This is a genomic window from Stenotrophomonas sp. Ste86, from assembly GCF_024519465.1.
Classification (GTDB): Bacteria; Pseudomonadota; Gammaproteobacteria; order Xanthomonadales; family Xanthomonadaceae; genus Stenotrophomonas.
Genome location: NZ_JALJRW010000004.1, coordinates 222,067 through 242,927, shown reverse-complemented (window position 1 = coordinate 242,927; position 20,861 = coordinate 222,067). Strand labels below are relative to the sequence as shown.

General features: G+C 64.2%; 19 protein-coding genes and 3 tRNA genes. All 22 read left to right on the top strand.

The window, feature by feature from the left end; genetic code table 11:
- The first annotated feature begins 275 nt into the window (after window positions 1-275).
- The 22 genes from NR101_RS06370 (at window position 276) to rimP (ending at window position 20,858) form a co-directional block, all read left to right on the top strand.
- Window positions 276-1,211 carry a 2-oxoglutarate and iron-dependent oxygenase domain-containing protein gene (locus tag NR101_RS06370; protein ID WP_256774632.1) on the top strand — a complete coding sequence of 312 codons (936 nt, stop codon included), beginning with the start codon at window positions 276-278 and terminating at the stop codon, window positions 1,209-1,211.
- Between the two features lie 701 nt (window positions 1,212-1,912).
- The gene (gene tpiA, locus NR101_RS06365; protein WP_256774633.1) at window positions 1,913-2,668 is read left to right on the top strand and encodes a triose-phosphate isomerase; all 756 of its coding nucleotides are present in this window, start codon (window positions 1,913-1,915) and stop codon (window positions 2,666-2,668) included.
- Window positions 2,669-2,722: 54 nt separating this feature from the next.
- Entirely contained in the window at window positions 2,723-3,163 is a 441-nt protein-coding gene (gene secG, locus NR101_RS06360; RefSeq protein ID WP_256774730.1) for a preprotein translocase subunit SecG, read from the top strand.
- A gap of 64 nt (window positions 3,164-3,227) precedes the next feature.
- Window positions 3,228-3,312 (top strand) — tRNA-Leu (locus NR101_RS06355).
- Between the two features lie 112 nt (window positions 3,313-3,424).
- Window positions 3,425-3,781, top strand: coding sequence for an NADH-quinone oxidoreductase subunit A (locus NR101_RS06350; protein WP_038691968.1), 357 nt, complete (start codon window positions 3,425-3,427; stop codon window positions 3,779-3,781).
- A complete protein-coding gene (locus NR101_RS06345) occupies window positions 3,772-4,326 on the top strand; it encodes an NADH-quinone oxidoreductase subunit B (RefSeq protein WP_038687233.1) in 555 nt (184 codons plus the stop codon). Before NR101_RS06350 ends, NR101_RS06345 begins: the two co-directional genes overlap by 10 nt.
- A gap of 32 nt (window positions 4,327-4,358) precedes the next feature.
- Window positions 4,359-5,111 (top strand): NADH-quinone oxidoreductase subunit C, encoded by a 753-nt coding sequence (locus NR101_RS06340; RefSeq protein ID WP_256774634.1) that lies wholly within the window; start codon window positions 4,359-4,361, stop codon window positions 5,109-5,111.
- Window positions 5,108-6,415: an NADH-quinone oxidoreductase subunit D gene (locus tag NR101_RS06335; protein WP_256774635.1), complete on the top strand. Its 1,308-nt coding sequence runs from the start codon at window positions 5,108-5,110 to the stop codon at window positions 6,413-6,415. Before NR101_RS06340 ends, NR101_RS06335 begins: the two co-directional genes overlap by 4 nt.
- Window positions 6,416-6,509: 94 nt before the next feature.
- Window positions 6,510-7,037, top strand: coding sequence for an NADH-quinone oxidoreductase subunit NuoE (nuoE, locus tag NR101_RS06330; RefSeq protein ID WP_121038421.1), 528 nt, complete (start codon window positions 6,510-6,512; stop codon window positions 7,035-7,037).
- A gap of 3 nt (window positions 7,038-7,040) precedes the next feature.
- On the top strand, window positions 7,041-8,381 hold the full coding sequence (nuoF, locus tag NR101_RS06325; RefSeq protein ID WP_123730636.1) for an NADH-quinone oxidoreductase subunit NuoF: 1,341 nt from the start codon (window positions 7,041-7,043) through the stop codon (window positions 8,379-8,381).
- Window positions 8,378-10,624: an NADH-quinone oxidoreductase subunit NuoG gene (nuoG, locus tag NR101_RS06320; RefSeq protein WP_256774636.1), complete on the top strand. Its 2,247-nt coding sequence runs from the start codon at window positions 8,378-8,380 to the stop codon at window positions 10,622-10,624. The genes nuoF and nuoG overlap by 4 nt, the downstream gene beginning before the upstream one ends.
- Entirely contained in the window at window positions 10,621-11,712 is a 1,092-nt protein-coding gene (gene nuoH / locus NR101_RS06315; RefSeq protein WP_256774637.1) for an NADH-quinone oxidoreductase subunit NuoH, read from the top strand. Before nuoG ends, nuoH begins: the two co-directional genes overlap by 4 nt.
- Before the next feature lie 3 nt (window positions 11,713-11,715).
- Window positions 11,716-12,204 (top strand): NADH-quinone oxidoreductase subunit NuoI, encoded by a 489-nt coding sequence (gene nuoI / locus NR101_RS06310; protein WP_038687244.1) that lies wholly within the window; start codon window positions 11,716-11,718, stop codon window positions 12,202-12,204.
- Between the two features lie 6 nt (window positions 12,205-12,210).
- Window positions 12,211-12,870, top strand: a complete 660-nt coding sequence (locus NR101_RS06305; RefSeq protein ID WP_256774638.1) for an NADH-quinone oxidoreductase subunit J — start codon at window positions 12,211-12,213, stop codon at window positions 12,868-12,870.
- Complete coding sequence (gene nuoK, locus NR101_RS06300; protein ID WP_256774639.1) at window positions 12,867-13,172, top strand: NADH-quinone oxidoreductase subunit NuoK; 306 nt, start codon at window positions 12,867-12,869, stop codon at window positions 13,170-13,172. The genes NR101_RS06305 and nuoK overlap by 4 nt, the downstream gene beginning before the upstream one ends.
- Window positions 13,173-13,179: 7 nt before the next feature.
- The gene (nuoL, locus tag NR101_RS06295; RefSeq protein ID WP_256774640.1) at window positions 13,180-15,369 is read left to right on the top strand and encodes an NADH-quinone oxidoreductase subunit L; all 2,190 of its coding nucleotides are present in this window, start codon (window positions 13,180-13,182) and stop codon (window positions 15,367-15,369) included.
- 23 nt (window positions 15,370-15,392) lie between these two features.
- On the top strand, window positions 15,393-16,901 hold the full coding sequence (locus NR101_RS06290) for an NADH-quinone oxidoreductase subunit M (RefSeq protein WP_256774641.1): 1,509 nt from the start codon (window positions 15,393-15,395) through the stop codon (window positions 16,899-16,901).
- 36 nt (window positions 16,902-16,937) lie between these two features.
- The gene (nuoN, locus tag NR101_RS06285) at window positions 16,938-18,398 is read left to right on the top strand and encodes an NADH-quinone oxidoreductase subunit NuoN (RefSeq protein WP_256774642.1); all 1,461 of its coding nucleotides are present in this window, start codon (window positions 16,938-16,940) and stop codon (window positions 18,396-18,398) included.
- A 121-nt stretch (window positions 18,399-18,519) separates the two neighbouring features.
- Window positions 18,520-18,596 (top strand) — tRNA-Met (locus NR101_RS06280).
- Window positions 18,597-18,622: 26 nt separating this feature from the next.
- Entirely contained in the window at window positions 18,623-18,961 is a 339-nt protein-coding gene (locus NR101_RS06275) for a hypothetical protein (protein WP_256777715.1), read from the top strand.
- Between the two features lie 113 nt (window positions 18,962-19,074).
- A tRNA-Met gene (locus tag NR101_RS06270) sits at window positions 19,075-19,151 on the top strand.
- A 1,116-nt stretch (window positions 19,152-20,267) separates the two neighbouring features.
- Window positions 20,268-20,858, top strand: a complete 591-nt coding sequence (rimP, locus tag NR101_RS06265) for a ribosome maturation factor RimP (RefSeq protein WP_256774644.1) — start codon at window positions 20,268-20,270, stop codon at window positions 20,856-20,858.
- The last annotated feature ends 3 nt before the right edge of the window (window positions 20,859-20,861 follow it).

Genomic DNA, 20,861 nt, shown 5'->3' with positions numbered 1-20,861 from the left:
CGATGCATCGCCAGCGGCCGTCAACGTCTGGCGCGGGGGAAGGGATGGGGCGGGAACGCTGGGGTGGAAAGCATCCATGGAGCGGCTCGGGTGGCGCAGGAGGGCAGGGGACGTGGCGGCGGCGGCTGCGTCGGCGACCCGTCCAGAGGAAGGCGGGCGGCGCATTGTATCGGTTTGTATCTTTGTGTCGGCAGTGCCGATGGTCGGATCTGGCACAATGTTCAGCCGGGCCACAGTGGTGGCCCGTGACCCATCCGAACTAGCCAGGAACCGCTGTGAGCCAGATCCCGACCCTCGATATCACCCGTTTCGACAGTGACCGCGACGCGTTCGTCGCCGAGCTGGGCGCGGCCTACCGCGAATGGGGATTCGCGGGCATCCGCAACCACGGCATCCCGCAGGCCGATATCGACGCGGCCTATGAGGTCTTCAAGGCCTTCTTCGCGCTGCCGGAAGAAACCAAGCGCACGTACCACGTGCCGGGCAGCGGTGGCGCCCGTGGTTACACGGCCTTCGGCGTGGAAACGGCCAAGGGCTCGGCGCATTTCGACCTGAAGGAGTTCTGGCACATCGGTCGCGAGATCCCGGACGACTCCAGGTACCGTGACGTGATGGCGCCGAACCTGTGGCCGAGCGAGGTGCCGAACTTCCGCGAGCGGGGCTATGCGCTGTACCAGGCGCTGGACACGCTGGGCTCGCGGGTGCTGTCGGCCTTGGCCCTTCACATCGGCCTGCCGGAAGATTTCTTCGCCGACAAGACCAACAACGGCAACTCGATCCTGCGGCCGATCCACTACCCGCCGATCACCGCCGAGAACATTCCCAACGTGCGCGCCGGTGCACACGGCGATATCAACTTCATCACACTGCTGGTGGGTGCCAGCGCAGCGGGCCTGGAGGTGCAGTCGCACGAGGGCAAGTGGGTGCCGTTCACTTCGGACGCGGACACGATCGTGGTGAACATCGGCGACATGCTGCAGCGCCTGACCAATCACGTGTATCCGTCCACCATCCACCGCGTGGTCAATCCTCCGGGCGAGCAGGCGCGCCAGCCGCGCTATTCGGTGCCGTTCTTCCTGCACCCGAACCCGGACTACCTGATTGACGTGCTGCCGACCTGCATCACGCCGGAAAACCCGAGCCGCTACCCGGAGCCGATCACCGCTCACGGTTTCCTGGAAGAGCGTCTGCGCGAGATCAAGCTGAAATAAGGAGGCGTCGGCCTTGTGCCGATTCCCTCCCGGTAGATGCCGGCCCTTTGGGTCGGCATGCCCCGTGAAGGCCGCCGAAGGGCGGCTTTCTTTATATGGGATGGCTGGTGCGAAGGTGAAGGGCTAACAGCCGGCTGAGCCGTGGCTATCGCTGGGGCGGGCGATGCCATGCCCAGCCGGGACACGCCGTAAACCCATCCCAGGGGGCTCGCGGGCGCCATCCATGGCGCCCGACGGTCCCGGCTGGGCATGGCACCGCCCGCCCAGATGGATTGCCGTGATCGGTCGGAAGGGCAGGAAGAGCGGGAAAGGCGGGCTGTCAGGCGGGGTAGGTGCCGACCGCTGGTCGGCACGCTCTTCAGCCCCCGGGCGAGCCGGCCAACTGTCAGGGGAGGCGTGGGTGGGAGGGCGGGACCGTCAGGCGGCCTGGGTCCGACGCATGCGTCGGACGGGCTGGGCAGGACGCCCCGCCCGGTCTTGCCGCGTGCGCAGGACTGCGCACGCGCGCAAGGCGCCTGCGAGCCTCCAAGGCCGGGTTTACGGCGCGTCCCGCCCTCCCACCTACGCCCTCCCGGCACGATGAAACCCCCAGCCACCGCCGTTCGCCCCCCAATATCCATTTGAAATGTAAGCGTTTTCGCAGCCACCCCATTTCGTTACATCCGTTATCATGGGCGGCTGATACCCAAAGGAGCATCGCCATGCGTCGCAAGATCGTCGCCGGTAACTGGAAGCTGCACGGCAGCCGCCAATTCGCCACGGACCTGGTCAGCGACCTGGTGGCCAGCGTCCCGGCCGACGGCGTCGAGGTGGTGATCCTGCCCCCGTTGCCCTATCTGGGCGAACTGGTCGAAGCGTTCGAAGGCCGCGCCATCGCCTTCGGCTCCCAGGACGTCAGCTCCAATGAGAAGGGGGCCTACACCGGTGAGGTCTCTGCGGCCATGCTCGCCGAAGTTGGCGCCCGCTACGGCCTGGTCGGCCACTCCGAGCGGCGCCAGTACCACGCCGAAAGCAGCGAGCTGGTCGCGCGCAAGTTCGCCGCCGCCCTGCATGCCGGCCTGGTCCCGGTGCTGTGCGTGGGTGAAACCCTGGAGCAGCGCGAGGCCGGCCAGACCGAACAGGTCATTGCCGGCCAGCTGGCCCCGGTCCTCGACCTGGTCGGCCCGGCCGGCTTCCAGCACGCCGTTGTCGCCTATGAGCCGGTCTGGGCAATCGGCACCGGCCGCACCGCTTCCAAGGAGCAGGCCCAGCAGGTCCATGCGTTCATCCGTGGCGAAGTGGCCAAGCTGGATGCTAGAATAGCCGATTCGTTGCCGATCCTGTACGGCGGCAGCGTGAAGCCCGACAACGCAGGGGAACTGTTCGCACAGCCCGATGTCGATGGTGGGCTGGTGGGCGGCGCCTCGTTGGTTGCCGCGGACTTCCTGGCCATCGTCGATGCGGCGGCCGGGCGATAAAGAATAATGTTGCCGGCTGCTGGCCGGCATTTACAGTCCGAGGACGGATTCGAAATGCTGATGTTGATCCTCAATGTGGTCTACGTGCTGGTGGCAGTGGCCATGATCGCGCTCATTCTGATGCAGCGTGGTTCCGGTGCGGCCGCAGGCTCGGGCTTCGGTGCCGGTGCCTCCGGGACCGTGTTCGGCGCGCGTGGCGCGTCCAACTTCCTGTCCAAGTCGACCAAGTGGCTGGCCGTGGTGTTCTTCGGCATCAGCCTCTTCATGGCCTGGTACGCCAGCCATGGCTCGCGTCCGACCAGCGGCCAGGATCTCGGTCTGATGTCGGCCCCGGTCGCAACGACCCCGGCCGCCCCGGCGGGCGAGCTGCCGGCCGTGCCCAAGGCCCCGGAAACCGCTGTGCAGCAGCCGGTTCCGCAGGCAACTGTGCCGGCTCAGGCGGAAACGCCGAAATCGGGTGAAGAAAAGCCTTCGGAAGGCTCCCAGACTCGCTGAAGACGGTTACAATATGCGGCGCATTGAGGGAGTCCGATAGGGAATCCCGTCAATGCAAACGTAAGCCCAGGTGGCGGAATTGGTAGACGCACTACCTTGAGGTGGTAGCGACGAGAGTCGTAGGGGTTCGAGTCCCCTCTTGGGCACCATTTGTTTGTAAGCGGGTTCGTCTGGCGCGCAAAGCGCCAGGTAGCGGTATCCGTCCACTCCCCCATGCCAAAGCGCCTGCAGGCGCAGCGGCAGAGGCAAGAGAGAATCGCTGTGCTGGCCGAATATTTGCCGTCTCTGCTGTTTCTGATCGTTGCCACCGGTATCGGCGTTTCGCTGATGCTGGTTGGCCGATTCCTCGGTCCACGACGTCCTGATCTGAAAAAGCTCTCGCCGTACGAATGCGGCTTCGAGGCTTTCGAGGACGCGCGCATGAAGTTCGATGTGCGCTACTACCTGATCGCGATCCAGTTCATCGTATTTGACTTGGAAATCATCTTCATCGTGCCGTGGACCCAGGTCTTCATGGAGCTGGGCGCACGTTCGCTGGTCACGATGGGCCTGTTCGTGGGCATGCTTTTCCTCGGTTTCATTTACGTCTGGAAGAAGGGAGCGCTGGAATGGGAGTGATTCAGACGCTCGACGGCCTGATGAACAACCCGGTCCCGGAAGGGCGGGTCGATGACATCCTGCGTCCCGAAGGCGACAACCCGCTGCTGGAAAAGGGTTACCTGACCACCAGTGTCGACGCGCTGCTCAACTGGGCACGCACCGGCTCGATGTGGCCGATGACCTTTGGTCTGGCGTGCTGCGCCGTGGAAATGATGCATGCCGGCGCCGCGCGCCTGGACCTTGACCGCTACGGGGTAGTGTTCCGCCCGTCGCCGCGTCAGTCCGACGTGATGATCGTCGCCGGTACCCTGGTCAACAAGATGGCCCCGGCGCTGCGCAAGGTCTATGACCAGATGCCGGACCCGAAGTGGGTCATCTCGATGGGCAGCTGCGCCAACGGTGGCGGCTACTACCACTACTCGTATGCAGTAGTGCGTGGCTGTGACCGCGTGGTGCCGGTGGACATTTATGTTCCCGGCTGCCCACCTACCGCCGAAGCGCTGGTGTACGGGATCCTGCAATTGCAGAAGAAGATCTGGCGTACGCAGACCATCGCCCGCTGACATCCCTCCTGACAAGAGCACGCCAAGCCCCCATGGCAGAGCAAGCACCTTCCTTCATCGACCGACTTTCCGCACGTTTCGCAGGTGCGCAGGTCTTCGTGGTCGAACCCCGCGGCGAAGTGACGCTGGAAGTGCCCGCCGCTGACTGGCATGCCACTGCTGTGGCGCTGCGCGACGAATTCGGTTTCGAGCAGGCCGTTGACCTGTGCGGCCTGGACTACCTCGGCTACGGCAGCGACGAATGGGATACGGCCGATGTGTCGTCCCAGGGCTTCAGCCGTGGCGTCGAGGGCAAGTCTGTCGGTCGTTTCGCCTGGGGTGAATTCCCCACCCGCGAAACCAGCGATGGCGCCCAGCCGCAGCCGATTCCGCTGCAGCGTTTCGCCGTGGTCGCCCAGCTGCGCTCCTACCAGCACAACCTCACCATGCGCATCCGTTGCTTTGCGCCGAATGAGGAACTGCCGGTGGTCGCCTCGCTGACCAACGTATGGCCGGGCCTGAACTGGTTCGAGCGCGAAGCGTTCGACCTGTTCGGCGTGATTTTCGAAGGCCATCCGGACCTGCGCCGGATCCTGACCGACTACGGTTTCGTGGGCCATCCGTTCCGCAAGGATTTCCCGCTGATCGGCAACGTCGAAGTGCGCTACGACGAAGAAAAGCAGCGCGTCATCTACGAGCCGGTCACCTCGGTCGAACCGCGCGTCGGCGTGCCGCGCGTGATCCGTGACGACGCCCGTTTCCAGACCGCTGCCGGTGAATCCGCGCAGTCGGAGGCAAGCAAGTGAGCGAATTCACCCAGGCCCACCAGGCCTTTGCGAGCAACCCGGCCGAACTGCGCCAGGAAATCCGCAACTACACCATGAACTTCGGTCCCCAGCATCCGGCCGCGCACGGTGTGCTGCGCCTGATCCTGGAAATGGACGGCGAAACCATCATGCGTGCCGACCCCCACGTGGGCCTGCTGCACCGTGGTACCGAAAAGCTGGCCGAGTCCAAGCCGTTCAACCAGTCGATCGGTTACATGGATCGCCTGGATTACGTGTCGATGATGTGCAACGAGCACGCCTACGTGCGCGCGATCGAAACCCTGATGGGGATCGAAGCGCCTGAGCGTGCGCAGTACATCCGCACCATGTTCGACGAAATCACCCGCATCCTGAACCACCTGATGTGGCTGGGCTCCAACGCGCTCGATCTGGGCGCGATGGCGGTCATGCTGTACGCCTTCCGTGAACGCGAAGAGCTGATGGATTGCTATGAAGCGGTCTCCGGCGCGCGCATGCACGCGGCGTACTACCGTCCGGGCGGCGTTTACCGCGACCTGCCGGACCGCATGCCCAAGTACAAGGAATCGCGCTGGCACAAGGGCAACGCCCTGAAGAACCTCAACGCCTCGCGCGAAGGTTCGCTGCTCGATTTCCTGGAAAACTTCACCGCTGAGTTCCCCAAGCGCGTGGACGAGTACGAAACCCTGCTCACCGACAATCGCATCTGGAAGCAGCGCACCGTCGGCATCGGCGTGGTGACCCCCGAGCTGGCGCACGCCTGGGGCATGACCGGCGTGATGCTGCGCGGCTCGGGCATTGCCTGGGATCTGCGCAAGAAGCAGCCGTATGCCAAGTACGACGCGGTCGATTTCGACATCCCGCTCGGCAAGGAAGGCGACTGCTACGACCGTTACCTGGTGCGCGTGGCCGAGATGCGCGAGTCCAACCGCATCATCAAGCAGTGCGTCACCTGGCTCAAGGCCAACCCCGGCCCGGTCATGGTCAAGAACTTCAAGGTCGCGCCGCCCAGCCGCGAAGACATGAAGGACGACATGGAAGCGCTGATCCATCACTTCAAGCTGTTCAGTGAAGGCTATTGCGTCCCGGCCGGCGAAACCTACGCCGCCGTCGAAGCGCCCAAGGGCGAGTTCGGCTGCTACCTGATGTCCGATGGTGCCAACAAGCCGTTCCGCGTGCACCTGCGCGCGCCGGGCTTCGCCCATCTGTCCTCGATCGACTCGATCGTGCGCGGGCACATGCTCGCCGACGTGGTCGCCATGATTGGTACCTACGATCTGGTGTTCGGCGAGGTGGACCGGTGATCGCATCCGCTTGCACGATGCCTGACACCCGCCGGCTGTTGCCGGCGCTGCAGGTTCTGGTTTTTAACGATTTCGTATTCGCTGAGGTCGGCCGATGAAGGCGACAGGTAATTTCGAGGCGGCGCGCGACGTCGACCCGATGGTGGTCTTGAACGACAAGACCCGTGCGCACATCGATCACTGGCTGGCCAAGTTCCCGCCGGATCGCAAGCGCTCGGCTGTCCTGCAGGGCCTGCACGCCGCACAGGAACAGAACGCAGGCTGGCTGACCGACGAGTTGATCGCCGGCGTCGCCAAGTACCTGGACCTGCCGCCGGTGTGGGCCTACGAAGTGGCCAGCTTCTACTCGATGTTCGAGCTGGAGAAGGTCGGTCGCCACAACGTTGCCTTCTGCACCAACATCAGCTGCTGGTTGAACGGCGCCGAAGACCTGGTCGCGCACGCCGAAAAGAAGCTCGGCTGCAAGACCGGTCAGTCCACCGCCGACGGCCGCATCTACCTCAAGCGCGAAGAAGAATGCCTGGCCGGTTGCGCCGGTGCGCCGATGATGGTCATCAATGGCCATTACCACGAGCGCCTGACCGTCGAGAAAGTCGACGAGCTGCTGGACGGGTTGGAGTAAGACATGGCACATCATCACGCACCCAGTGGTCCGGTCGGTCCCGCACCGTTGCCGCACCAGGTGGTCTACACCACCCTGCATTACGACACTCCGTGGTCGTATGAGAGCTACCTCAAGACCGGTGGCTATGCCGCGCTGCGCAAGATCCTCGAAGAGAAGATCTCGCCGGAGCAGGTCATCGAGATGGTCAAGCAGTCCAACCTGCGCGGCCGTGGCGGCGCGGGCTTCCCGACCGGCCTGAAGTGGTCCTTCATGCCCAAGGGCACCATGCAGAAGTACATCCTGTGCAACTCGGATGAATCCGAGCCGGGGACCTGCAAGGACCGCGACATCCTGCGCTACAACCCGCATTCGGTCGTGGAAGGCATGGCGATCGCCTGCTACGCCACCGGCTCGACCGTGGGCTACAACTACCTGCGCGGTGAGTTCCACCACGAGCCGTTCGAGAACTTCGAACAGGCCCTGGCCGACGCGTACGCGAACGGCTGGCTGGGCAAGGACATCCTCGGCAGCGGCGTGGACATCGATATTTACGGTGCGCTGGGCGCCGGCGCCTACATCTGCGGCGAAGAAACCGCGCTGATGGAATCGCTGGAAGGCAAGAAGGGCCAGCCGCGCTACAAGCCGCCGTTCCCGGCCAACTTCGGCCTGTACGGCAAGCCGTCGACGATCAACAACACCGAGACCTATGCCTCGGTGCCGGCGATCATCCGCAACGGCCCGGAATGGTTTGCAGGCCTGAGCCTGACCAAGAACGGCGGCCCGAAGATCTTCTCGGTCTCCGGCTGCGTGCAGAAGGGCGGCAACTTCGAAGTGCCGCTGGGCACCACCTTCGACGACCTGCTGGAAATGGCCGGTGGTCTGAAGCCGGGCCGCACCCTCAAGGGCGCAGTCCCGGGCGGCGTCTCGATGCCGGTGCTGAAGGCCGAAGAGCTCAAGGGCCTGCAGATGGACTACGACACCCTGCGTGCCCTGGGCACCGGTCTGGGCTCGGGGGCCATCGTGGTGCTCGACGACAGCGTCTGCTGCGTCAAGTTCGCCTGCCGCATCAGCCAGTTCTTCCACAAGGAATCCTGTGGGCAGTGCACCCCGTGCCGTGAAGGCACCGGCTGGATGCACCGCGTGCTGGAGCGCATCGTCGCCGGCAAGGCCACGATGGAGGACCTGCATCAGTTGAAGACGGTGGCCGGCCAGATCGAAGGCCACACCATCTGCGCGTTCGGTGAAGCGGCGGCATGGCCCATCCAGGGCTTCCTGCGCCAGTTCTGGGACGAATTCGAGTATTACATCGTCAACGGTCATTCGATGGTTGACGGCAAGAAGGTGGAGGCAGCCGCCGCATGAGCGCGCAACCCGTGAACCCGAGCGTGCCACCGGACCACGTGACCGTCGAAATCGACGGCCAGTCGCTGGTCGTGCCGAAGGGCTCGATGATCATCCAGGCCGCCGACAAGGCCGGCATTCCGATCCCGCGCTTCTGCTACCACGAGAAGCTGCCGATCGCCGCCAACTGCCGCATGTGCCTGGTCGACGTGGAAAAGTCGCCCAAGCCGGCACCGGCCTGCGCCACGCCGGTCATGGATGGCATGAAGGTCGCCACCCGCAGTGAAAAGGCGCTGAAGTTCCAGCGCTCGGTGATGGAATTCCTGCTGATCAACCACCCGCTGGACTGCCCGATCTGCGATCAGGGCGGCGAGTGCGAACTGCAGGACGTCTCGCTGGGCTATGGCCGTTCGGTCAGCCGTTTCAACGAGCGCAAGCGCGTGGTGCCCGATGAGGACATCGGTCCGCTGGTCGCCACCGAAATGACCCGCTGCATCCAGTGCACCCGCTGCGTCCGCTTCACCGCCGACGTCGCCGGTACCTACGAGCTGGGTGGCATGTACCGCGGTGAAAACCTGCAGATCGGCACCTACGACGGCAAGCCGCTGACCACCGAACTGTCCGGCAACGTCGTGGACGTCTGCCCGGTCGGCGCGTTGACCAACAAGGTGTTCCAGTTCCGCGCCCGTCCGTGGGAACTGACCGCACGCGAGTCGCTGGGTTACCACGACGCGATGGGCTCGAACCTGTTCCTGCACGTGCGTCGCGGCGAAGTGCTGCGCGCGGTGCCGCGCGACAACGAAGCGGTCAACGAATGCTGGCTGTCCGATCGCGACCGCTATTCGCACCAGGGCCTGTACAGCGAAGACCGCGCGGTCAAGCCGCTGCGCAAGGTCAATGGCGAGTGGAGGGAAGTGAGCTGGGCCGAAGGCCTGGCCGCGGCCAAGGACATCCTGACCGCCCACCAGGGCGATGACCTCGGCGTGCTGGTGCACCCGTCGGCCTCCAACGAGGAGGGCGCGCTGCTGGCCCGTCTTGCTGCCGGCCTGGGCACCACCAATATCGATCACCGCATCTACAACCGCGACTTCTCCGACGCCGCCACCGCCGAAGTGTTCGGCCTGCCGCTGGCCGAGATCGAAGGCGCCGACAGCATCGTCGTGCTCGGCAGCAACATCCGCCACGAACTGCCGCTGCTGCACGCCCGCCTGCGCAAGGCGCAGACCACGCGCAACGCGAAGATCCACGCCGTCAACCCGGTGGACTTCGATTTCGCGTTCAAGCTGGCCAGCAAGCAGATCGTCGCTCCGTCGGCCTTCATCGATGCGCTCGGCAACGCCGACCTGCGCGATGCGGTCAAGGGCGCCAGCAACGCCGTGCTGATCGTCGGTGGCATCGCTGAAAACCACCCGCAGGCGGCCGCGATCCGCGCCGCCGCGCGTGATTTCGCCGCCGCCACCGGTGCCAGGCTGTGCCGCATCCCGCAGGGCGCCAATGCCGTGGGCCTGACCCGTGCCGGCGTGCTGCCGGCCGGCAAGGACGTCAATGCCATGTTGGCCCAGCCGCGCAAGGCCTATGCCATCTACGGCATCGAGCCGGGCCTGGACTTCGCCGACGCCGCCGCTGCCCGCAAGGCGTTGGCCGGTGCCCAGGTGGTGGCTTTCAGCCAGTTCGCCTGTGCCTCGACCCGCGACGTCGCCGACGTGATCCTGCCGATCGGCGCACTGCCGGAAGTGGATGCCACCCTGACCAACCTCGATGGTCGCGAGCAGTCGGCCCGTGCCGGCGGCAAGCTGCCGGGCGAGGCGCGTGAAGGCTGGCGTGTGCTGCGTGCACTGGGCGGCGAGCTGTCGCTGGCCGGTTTCGAGTTCACCGACCTGGCCGGCCTGCGTGCCAGCCTGGCCCCGGTCAGCGTCACCGTTTCGTCCTCGGCGGCCGCGCCGGCGGCTGTGTCGGGCGCGGGCGAGGGCCTGGAAGTGACCTCCACCGCCGCGATCTACCGCACCGATGCGGTGGTCCGCCGCGCCCAGGCGCTGCAGTCGCATCCGCTCAACAACGCCCCGCGCATCGTGCTCAATGCCGACGATGCCGCCCGCCTGCAGTTGGTGGAAGGGCAGATGGCCAAGGTCGGCACCGACGCCGGCCGTGCCACGCTGCCGGTGGTGGTCGACACCCGCGTCGCCGCGGGCTCGGTCTGGATTGAATCGGGCCACGGTGCAACCGCACCGCTGGGTGCCGCACGCGTAACGGTGGTGGCTGCATGAACGAATTGCTGTTGAACGCGGTCGACCCGCTGCACCAGTGGCTGCTGTCACTGGGCGACATCGGTGCGCTGCTCTGGATCATCCTGAAGATCCTGGTGATCGCCATGCCGGTGATCATCTCGGTGGCCTTCTACGTGGTCTGGGAGCGCAAGCTGATCGGCTGGATGCACGTCCGCCACGGCCCGATGTATGTCGGCATGGGCATCTTCCAGGCCTTCGCCGACGTCTTCAAGCTGTTGTTCAAGGAAATCATCCAGCCCAGCAGCTCGCACAAGGCGATGTTCATCCTGGCGCCGCTGATCACGTTGGCCCCGGCCTTCGCGGCCTGGTCGGTGATTCCCTTCGATGCCCGGCTGGTGCTGTCCAACGCCAACGCTGGCCTGCTGTACCTGCTGGCGATGACCTCGCTGGGCGTGTACGGCATCATCCTGGCCGGTTGGGCCTCCAACTCCAAGTACGCCTTCCTCGGTGCGATGCGCGCCTCGGCGCAGATGATCAGCTACGAAATCGCGATGGGCTTTGCCCTGGTCGGCGTGATGATCGCCTCGGGCAGCCTCAACCTGAGCAGCATCGTGATGGCGCAGGCGGGCAACTCCGGTCTGTTCGACTGGTTCCTGCTGCCGCTGTTCCCGCTGTTCATCGTGTACTGGGTGTCCGGCGTCGCCGAAACCAACCGCGCGCCGTTCGACGTGGTGGAAGGTGAATCGGAAATCGTTGCCGGCCACATGGTCGAATACTCCGGTGGTGCGTTCGCGCTGTTCTTCCTGGCCGAATACGCCAACATGATCCTGATCAGCTTCCTGATCTCGATCTTCTTCCTCGGCGGCTGGCTGAGCCCGCTCCAGGGCTGGATCACGGCCGATGTCTCGCCGTGGATCGACTGGATCTGGAAGGGCGGCTGGCCGTGGCTGCTGCTGAAGGTCTTCTTCTTCGCCAGCTCCTACATCTGGTTCCGTGCCAGCTTCCCGCGCTTCCGCTACGACCAGATCATGCGTCTGGGCTGGAAGGTCTTCATCCCGCTCACCATCTTCTGGATTGCAGTGACGGCGGTGATGGTGTTTTACGGCGTGATCCAGAAGGGCGTCTAAGTGATGAACAGAATTACCCATTACTTCAAAAGCCTGCTGCTCCTTGAGCTGCTCGGCGGTCTGTGGCTGACCCTGAAGTACGCCTTCAAGCCCAAGTACACGCTGATGTACCCGATGGAGAAGTTCCCGCAGTCGCCGCGTTTCCGCGGCCTGCATGCGCTTCGCCGGTATCCCAACGGCGAGGAACGCTGCATCGCATGCAAACTGTGCGAAGCGGTGTGCCCGGCGCTGGCGATCACCATCGATTCGGCCAAGCGCGAGGACGGCAGCCGTCGTACCACCCGTTACGACATCGATCTGTTCAAGTGCATCTTCTGCGGCTTCTGCGAAGAAAGCTGCCCGGTGGACTCGATCGTGGAGACCCACATCCTCGAGTACCACTTCGAGAATCGTGGCGAGAACATCGTCACCAAGCCGCAGCTGCTGGCCATCGGGGATCGGCTTGAAGCCGAAATCGCCGAGCGTCGCGCCGCCGATGCCGCTTTCCGCTGAGGTTCAATGATGGATTGGGTAAATATCAGTTTCTGGGTCTTCTCCATCGTGGCGGGCATTTCCGCCGCGGCGGTGATCAGCGTGCGCAATCCGGTCTATGCCGTGTTGTGCCTGATCCTGACCTTCTTCTCCGTGGCCTGCATCTGGATCCTGGTCGGCGCTGAGTTCCTCGGCGTGGCCCTGGTGCTGGTGTACGTGGGCGCGGTCATGGTGCTGTTCCTGTTCGTGGTGATGATGCTCGACATCGACGCCTCCAACCTGCGCGAGGGCTGGGTGCGCTACCTGCCGGTCGGGCTGGTGGTGGCCGTCACCATGCTGGTCCAGATGCTGGTGCTGATCGGGGTGAAGGGCAGGGCGGTCAATCCGTTCCCGGCCGACAACGCCGCCGCGCTGGCCGCCGACAGCTCCAACATCACCTGGCTGGCGCGCAGCCTGTTCACCGAATACCTGCTGCCGTTCGAGTTCGCCGCCGTCATCCTGACCGTGGCCGTGGTTGCCGCCGTGATGCTGACCCTGCGTCGCCGCACCGGCCTGAAGACCCAGAACCCGTCCGAGCAGACCATGGTCAAGGGCAGCGATCGCCTGCGCGTGGTCAAGATGGATGCCGAAACCCCGGTGGTCCACACCCGTACCCGTCCGTCCACCGACGAGGAGGCAACGCCATGATCACCCTCGGCCATATCCTGGCGCTGGGCGCGCTGCTGTTCTGCATCAGCCTCGCCGGCATCTTCCTCAACCGCAAGAACATCATCGTGCTGCTGATGTCCGTCGAGTTGATGCTGCTGTCGGTCAACATCAATTTCGTCGGGTTCTCGCGTGAACTGGGTGATACGGCCGGACAGCTGTTCGTCTTCTTCATCCTGACCGTGGCCGCGGCCGAGGCCGCCATTGGCCTCGCGATCCTGGTAACCCTGTTCCGTAACCGCCGCACCATCAATGTCGGCGAAATCGATTCGCTGAAGGGCTGATCCGTAGATGGAAATCACTCTCTCCAAGAGTCTGTTGATCGCAGTGGTGCTTGCACCGCTGATCGGCAGCATCATTGCCGGGCTGTTCGGCCGGCAGGTCGGTCGCATCGGCGCACAGACGGTCACCATCCTGGGCGTCGCCGCCAGCTGCATCATGTCCAGCTACGTGCTGTACATGCTGCTGTGGGGTGGCGCGCAGCCGTACAACGAGAACATCTACACGTTCTTTGAAGTCGGCCAGTACTCGGCGCATGTCGGTTTCATGATCGACAAGCTCACCGCGATGATGATGGTCGTGGTCACCTTCGTGTCGTTCCTGGTGCACGTGTACACCATCGGCTACATGCAGGATGACCCGGGCTACCAGCGGTTCTTCAGCTACATCTCGCTGTTCACCTTCTCCATGCTCACGCTGGTGATGAGCAACAACTTCCTGCAGCTGTTCTTCGGCTGGGAAGCGGTGGGCCTGGTGTCGTACCTGCTGATCGGTTTCTGGTTCAAGCGCCCGACCGCGATCTTCGCCAACATGAAGGCCTTCCTGGTCAACCGCGTGGGCGACTTCGGCTTCATCCTCGGCATCGCCGGCGTGTTGTGGGTGTTCGGCACCCTGGACTACGCCACCGTGTTCGCCAATGCGCCGATCCTGGGCAGCCCGCAGGCACAGCTGCAGGTCTGGTCCGGTGCGATCAACCTGTTCGGCACGTCCTTCCAGGTGTTCAACGAGCCGGTGATCTGGTCGATCGCCACCATCATCTGCATCTGCCTGTTCATCGGCGCCATGGGCAAGTCCGCCCAGGTCCCGCTGCACGTGTGGCTGCCGGACTCGATGGAAGGCCCGACCCCGATCTCGGCCCTGATCCACGCCGCGACCATGGTCACCGCGGGCATCTTCATGGTCACCCGCATGTCGCCGCTGTTCGAGCTGTCGCAGACCGCCCTGAACTTCGTGCTGTTCATCGGTGCGACCACCGCGTTCTTCACCGGCCTGATCGGCATCGTGCAGAACGACATCAAGCGCGTCGTCGCGTACTCCACGCTGTCCCAGCTGGGCTACATGACCGTGGCGCTGGGCGTGTCGGCCTATTCGGCAGCCGTGTTCCACCTGATGACCCACGCCTTCTTCAAGGCGCTGCTGTTCCTGGGTGCCGGCTCGGTCATCATCGCGATGCACCACGAGCAGGACATGCGCAAGATGGGCGGCCTGCGCAAGTACATGCCGATCACCTTCATCACCATGTGGATCGGCACGCTGGCCTTGGTGGGGACGCCGTTCTTCTCCGGCTTCTACTCCAAGGACACCATCATCGAAGCGGCGCAGCACCACGCGCACGTGTCCAACAGCTGGGTGGCCACCTACGGGTACTGGGCGGTGCTGGGCGGTGTGATCGTGACCAGCTTCTACAGCTTCCGCCTGCTGTTCCTGACCTTCCATGGCAAGGAACGCTTCCGCGACGCGCATGATGACCACGGCCACGGCCATGACGACCATCATGCTGACGCACACGCCGCCGACGCCCACCACGGCGACGCGCACCATGACGACCATGGCCATGGCCACGGTCCGCATGAGCCGCACGAGACCCCCTGGGTGGTGACCCTGCCGCTGATCCTGCTGGCGATCCCCTCGATCGTGATCGGTTTCTTCAGCATCGGTCCGATGCTGTACGGCACCGACTGGGCCGGCAAGCATGCCGACCACGCGGTCCCGGGCCAGGTGCATTCGTTCTTCACCGGCATCGTCGATTTCTACGACCCGGCACGCAACACCATTGGTGCCCTGGCGGAAGAGTTCCACGGTCCGGTGGCCTTCGCGCTCCATGGGATGATGGCCCCGGCCTTCTTCCTGACCGTGGCCGGCTTCCTGCTGGCAGCCCTGTTCTACCTGTGGAAGCCGGAGCTGGCGGGCAAGGCCCGCAAGACCTTCGCACCGCTGGTATCGGTACTGGAGAACAAGTACGGCTTCGACAAACTCTGGATCGGCGGTTTCGCCGGCGGCGGCATCAAGCTCGGCAAGGTTTCGCGCGCGATCGACACGAACATCGTCGATGGTGTGGTGGTCAACGGTTCGGCGCGCCTGATCGATCTGGCGGCCAACCTGCTGCGTCGCACCCAATCCGGTTTCCTCTATCACTACGCCTTCGCGATGATCATCGGCCTGATTGCCCTCCTGGGCGTCCTGATGCATTACCTGCGTTGATGACCTGTACGGAATAAGAAGACGTGTCGAACTGGCCTCTACTCAGTGTTCTCATCTGGCTGCCGATCCTCGGCGGTGCCTTGATCCTTGCCATCCGTGATGCCCGCACCGCCCGCTGGGCGTCGTTGGGTGTAGCGGTGCTGACCTTCGTGGCCAGCCTGTCGCTGCTCAGCGGCTATGACGTGGGGAACGACGCGCTGCAGTTCGTCGAGACCCGCGCCTGGATCCCCGCCTACGACATCGGCTACAACCTCGGCGTCGATGGCATCGCCATCGCGCTGATCCTGCTGACCACGCTGGTCTCGGTGCTGGCCCTGATTGGTGCCTGGAGCGCGATCGACAAGCGCGTCAACCAGTACGTGGCCGCCTTCCTGATCCTGGAAGGCGTCACCGTCGGCATCTTCGCTGCGACCGACGCGATGCTGTTCTACGTGTTCTTCGAAGCGATGCTGATCCCGATGTTCCTGATCATCGGTGTCTGGGGCGGCCCGCGCCGCATCTACGCCGCGCTGAAGTTCTTCCTGTACACCTTCCTCGGCTCGGTGCTGATGCTGGTGGCGCTGATCTACCTGTACCTGAAGGGTGGCAGCTTCCAGCTGGCCGACCTGTACCAGCTGCAGCTGTCGGGCAAGGAGCAGACCTGGATCTTCTTCGCGTTCCTGATCGCGTTCGCGGTCAAGGTGCCGATGTTCCCGGTCCACACCTGGTTGCCGGACGCCCACGTCGAGGCGCCGACCGCCGGTTCAGTGATCCTGGCCGCCATCGCCCTGAAGATTGGTGGTTACGGTTTCCTGCGCTTCAACCTGCCAATCGTCCCCGACGCCTCCCAGGAATGGGCCTGGCTGGTGATCACGCTGTCGCTGATCGCGGTGATCTATGTCGGCCTGGTCGCCCTGGTCCAGGACGACATGAAGAAGCTGATCGCCTATTCGTCGATCGCGCACATGGGCTTTGTCACCCTGGGCACCTTCATCGCGCTGTGGCTGGTGCGTGACGCCGGCAGCCCGGATGCGGCCCGTCTGGGTCTGCAGGGCGCCATGGTGCAGATGGTGTCGCACGGCTTCGTCTCTGGCGCCATGTTCTCCTGCGTGGGCGTGCTGTACGACCGCATGCACAGCCGCCGGATCGCCGATTACGGCGGCGTGGTGAACGTGATGCCGTGGTTTGCCACCTTCGCCATGCTGTTCTTCATGGCCAATGCCGGCCTGCCGGGCACAAGCGGTTTCGTTGGCGAGTTCATGATCATCATGGCCAGCTTCCAGCGTCATCCGGCCCTGGCGCTGGGTGCGGCCAGTACCCTGGTGATCACGGCGGCGTATACGTTGTGGCTGTACAAGCGCGTGTTCTTCGGTGAAGTGGCCAATGCCCATGTCGCCGAACTGAAGGACATCAACGGTCGCGAATGGCTGGTGCTGGGTGTATTCGCCGTGGGCACTCTCGCCCTGGGCCTGTACCCCAAGCCGCTGACCGACCTGATGGAGCCCTCGATCGCGAAGCTCGTGATGCAGATTGCATCCAGCAAGCTGCTGTAATCGGGCCGTCGAGAGTATTGATTCCAGGATTTGATGATGACCACCTCGCCGCTGTTGCCATTGACCGCCGCTGACCTGCCCCCGCTCGCTCCCGAGCTGGTGCTGATCGCCAGTGCGTTCACCCTGTTGATCCTCGATCTGTTCATCAGCGACAAGAACAAGATCTGGACCCATCTGCTGTCGGTCGCCGCGCTGGCCGCGGTGCTGTTCATGCTCGCCACCGGAGTGGGCGGGCAGGGCGAGGTCTTCCACGGCATGTTCGTCCGCGATACCGCGGCCGACGTCATGAAGACCGTCATCGTGCTGTGCAGCGGCCTGACCTTGGTCTATGGCTGGAGCTACCTGCGCGAGCGCAAGCTGTACCAGGGCGAGATCCCGGTGCTGATCCTGTTCGGCACCGCCGGCATGATGATCCTGGTGTCCGCCGGCAGCCTGCTGATGGTCTACCTGGGCCTGGAACTGCTGGCGCTGTGCTCCTACGCCCTGGTGGCCAGCAACCGTGAAAACGGCCTGGCCTCGGAAGCGGCGATGAAGTACATCGTGCTCGGTTCGCTGGCTTCGGGGCTGCTGCTGTATGGCATGTCGCTGATCTACGGCGCCACCGGCTCGCTGCATCTGGACGCGATCCAGGCCGCCATTCCGCACTCGGAAGAGCGCGTGCTGCTGATGACCGGTGCGGTGTTCATGATCGCCGGCGTGGCCTTCAAGCTCGGCGCGGCCCCGTTCCACATGTGGCTGCCCGACGTGTACCAGGGCGCCCCGGCGCCGGTCGCGCTGTTCATCAGCTCGGCACCGAAGCTGGCCGCGTTCGGCATGGCCTATCGCCTGCTGGAAATGGGCCTGGGGCCGCTGTCGGATGAGTGGAAGTACCTGATCGCCGGCCTGGCCGCGCTGTCGCTGGTGATCGGCAACCTGATGGCGATCGCGCAGACCAACCTCAAGCGCATGCTGGCCTACTCGACCGTATCGCACATCGGCTTCCTGCTGCTCGGCATCGCCGGCGGTGGTGAGCGCGGGTACTCGGCGGCGCTGTTCTACGCCCTGAGCTACGCGATCATGTCGACCGCCGGCTTCGGCGCGATCATCGCGCTGTCGCGCAGCGGCTTCGAGGCCGAGAAGATCGAAGATTTCAAGGGCCTCAACGCACGCAATCCGTGGATGGCCGGCCTGGTGCTGTGCATCATGGCGTCGATGGCGGGTATTCCGCCGTTCCTGGGCTTCTGGACCAAGCTGGCGGTACTGGGCGCGGCGATCAACGGCGGCATGCTGTGGTTGGCGATCCTGGGCGTGCTGGCCGCGGTGGTGGGCTGCTTCTACTACCTGCGCGTGATCAAGGTCATGTACTTCGATGAGCCGGTGGGCGAGCCGCTGCCGGCCAACCACGACCGCGTGCTGGGTGTGGTGCTGGGCGTGAACGCCTTGGCGCTGCTGGGCCTGGGCCTGGCATGGAACCCGATCATGGTCTGGTGCCAGCAGGCATTTGCACATATTTCATAAAAAACGATACAAACGTGCGCAACTCGTGTAATATTCATCTCCTGAGTTGTTGATGCAGCGGTTTCGCCAGAACATCGTTGCTTGGAAGCCCTCCGGGTCTTCCGCACTCATCCGCTTCTGCTGCGGGGTGGAGCAGTCTGGCAGCTCGTCGGGCTCATAACCCGAAGGTCGCAGGTTCAAATCCTGCCCCCGCTACCATATAGCTCCGGTGCAAGCCGGAGGCAGTGGACGAATCAAGCGATCCCGGCAACGGGGTCGCTTTTTTCGTTGTGTGGCCGGTGCCGACGCCGACGCCGACGCCGACGCCGACGCCGACGCCGACGCCGACGCCGACGCCGAAGCCGAAGCCGAAGCCGAAGCCGAAGCCGCTGATGCCGGTGGTGGTGGTGGTGGTGGTGCTGGTGCTGGCGCTGATGCCGGTGGTGATGCTGATGCTGATGCTGATGCTGGCGCTGACGCCGGCGCTGACGCCGGCGCTGACGCCGATGCCGATGCCGATGCCGATGCGGTGCCGATGCGGTGCCGATGCGGTGCCGATGCCGATGCCGGCGAGGGCAGGGTAGAGCCGATCCATGGTCGGCTGCTCTTGCTCTGGCTTCGCATCTGCGGGTCAAATGGGTCATGTTTCAACAGGGGTTGCGCAGGGATGAAAACTCCCTTACAATTCCGCTTCTGCTGCGGGGTGGAGCAGTCTGGCAGCTCGTCGGGCTCATAACCCGAAGGTCGCAGGTTCAAATCCTGCCCCCGCTACCACAGAAAATCTGCAGTGCAGATGCAGTAGACGAAAAGGCGATTCCGGTGACGGGGTCGCTTTTTTCGTTGGTGGGGTTTGGTTTTTTGAAGGCGTAACCCAGGCCAAATGCCAGTGCCAGGTCAAATTAGGTGCGCAGGCTTCTGGAAGGGCGCTGGCATGAGTAAGTGCGCGGGGCACGCTGCAAATCCCGCCCCGCGGCCCGCCTCGGCCCAGCCGCTGGCGGCTGGGCGTTCGGACGCTGGCGAGGCAGTGCCTCGCCGCAATGCTCCCTCACCCCTGTAAGCTCCTGAGCCGCCTCCATGCGGCTCAGGGCCCCGCAAACTTACTCACGCCAGCACCTCGTAGTACGTCGGTGCCCCGCGGAGATCAAAGGCGCGGCATTATTTTTGGCGTTGCTTGCACTGGCTGGCGGATCGAAGGTTGCGGTGTTGGTGGATTCGGGATCTGAATTGAAGGATTCGGGATTCGGAATTCGGGGATTCGGAATGCGTCAGGCCTCCTCGCTCCCCGACTGATCCGCTCTTGAGCCCAATAACTCACCGGCCAACTCTCCAGGTGGCGGTGCGGGTGGGATGGCGGGACCGTTGGGCGCCATGGATGGCGCCCGCGAGCCCCCAGGGATAGGTTTACGGCGTGTCCCGCCATCCCGCCCGCGCCGACGCCCGCGACGTAGCCGAGATGCCGAGTGCCTTACCCGCGACGTAGCCGAGATGCCGAGTGCCGATACCCGCGACGCAGCCGCAGAGGCAAGGCCGTGGCCGTCAGCCCCTGCTGTTCAGCTTTTACAATAGGGCAGCCGGAAGCATCCCAAGCCATTGCACCAGCGCGGTGCAACGGCTATGATCAGTGGCTTAGCGGATTGACCACTCCCATCCCGTCAACGGATGAGAAGGGTCCCGCAACCGGCTTCCAGGAACGGCAACCTGTACCCAGGCCGCCGTGACCCCCCGGAACGCTGGGCTCGCAGGAACGCACACCGCGTGTGTTCCCGCTACCGGAATCCAGCATGACCGGAGTTGTACCGGACAAGGGGCCCAGCGGGCCCTTTGTTGTTTCCGGAAGGTGGTCCGTTCGCCGGACCAAGCCCGTATCTCTTTCAACGAACAAGGCAGACTGTGAGCGACAAGGCAACCGAAATCGCGAATCTGCTCGCCCCCACCGTTCAGTCGCTGGGTCTCGAGCTGCTGGGCGTGGAATACCTCACTGCCCCGGGTGGTGCGACGCTGCGCCTCTATATCGACGTGCCGCTGGCCGAACAGCCCGAGCGCATCGTCAACATCGACGACTGCGAACGCGTCAGCCGCGAAGTCTCCGCACAGCTGGACGTGGAAGACCCGATCACCGCCAATTACACCCTGGAAGTGTCCTCGCCTGGCGTCGACCGCCCGCTGTTCACCGGCGAGCAGTTCGAGCGCGCCATCGGCGAATCGGCCAAGGTCACGCTGAAACTCCCGCAGGACGGCCGTCGCCGACTGCAGGGTGAAATCCTCGCTGTGGACATCGAACAGGGCACCGTCACCTTCAAGGTCGACAATTCCCCGTTCACCGCCGATGTCGAGAATATCGACAAGGCACGCATCATGCCGGACTGGGCCGCCCTCGGCCTCGCTCCGACCAAACCGACTGGCCCGGCACCCAAGCAGGGTGGCAAGGCGAACAAGAAACCATCCAACGAGCCGGCGGCCAAAAAGCCGCGCGCGGAGTGAGCC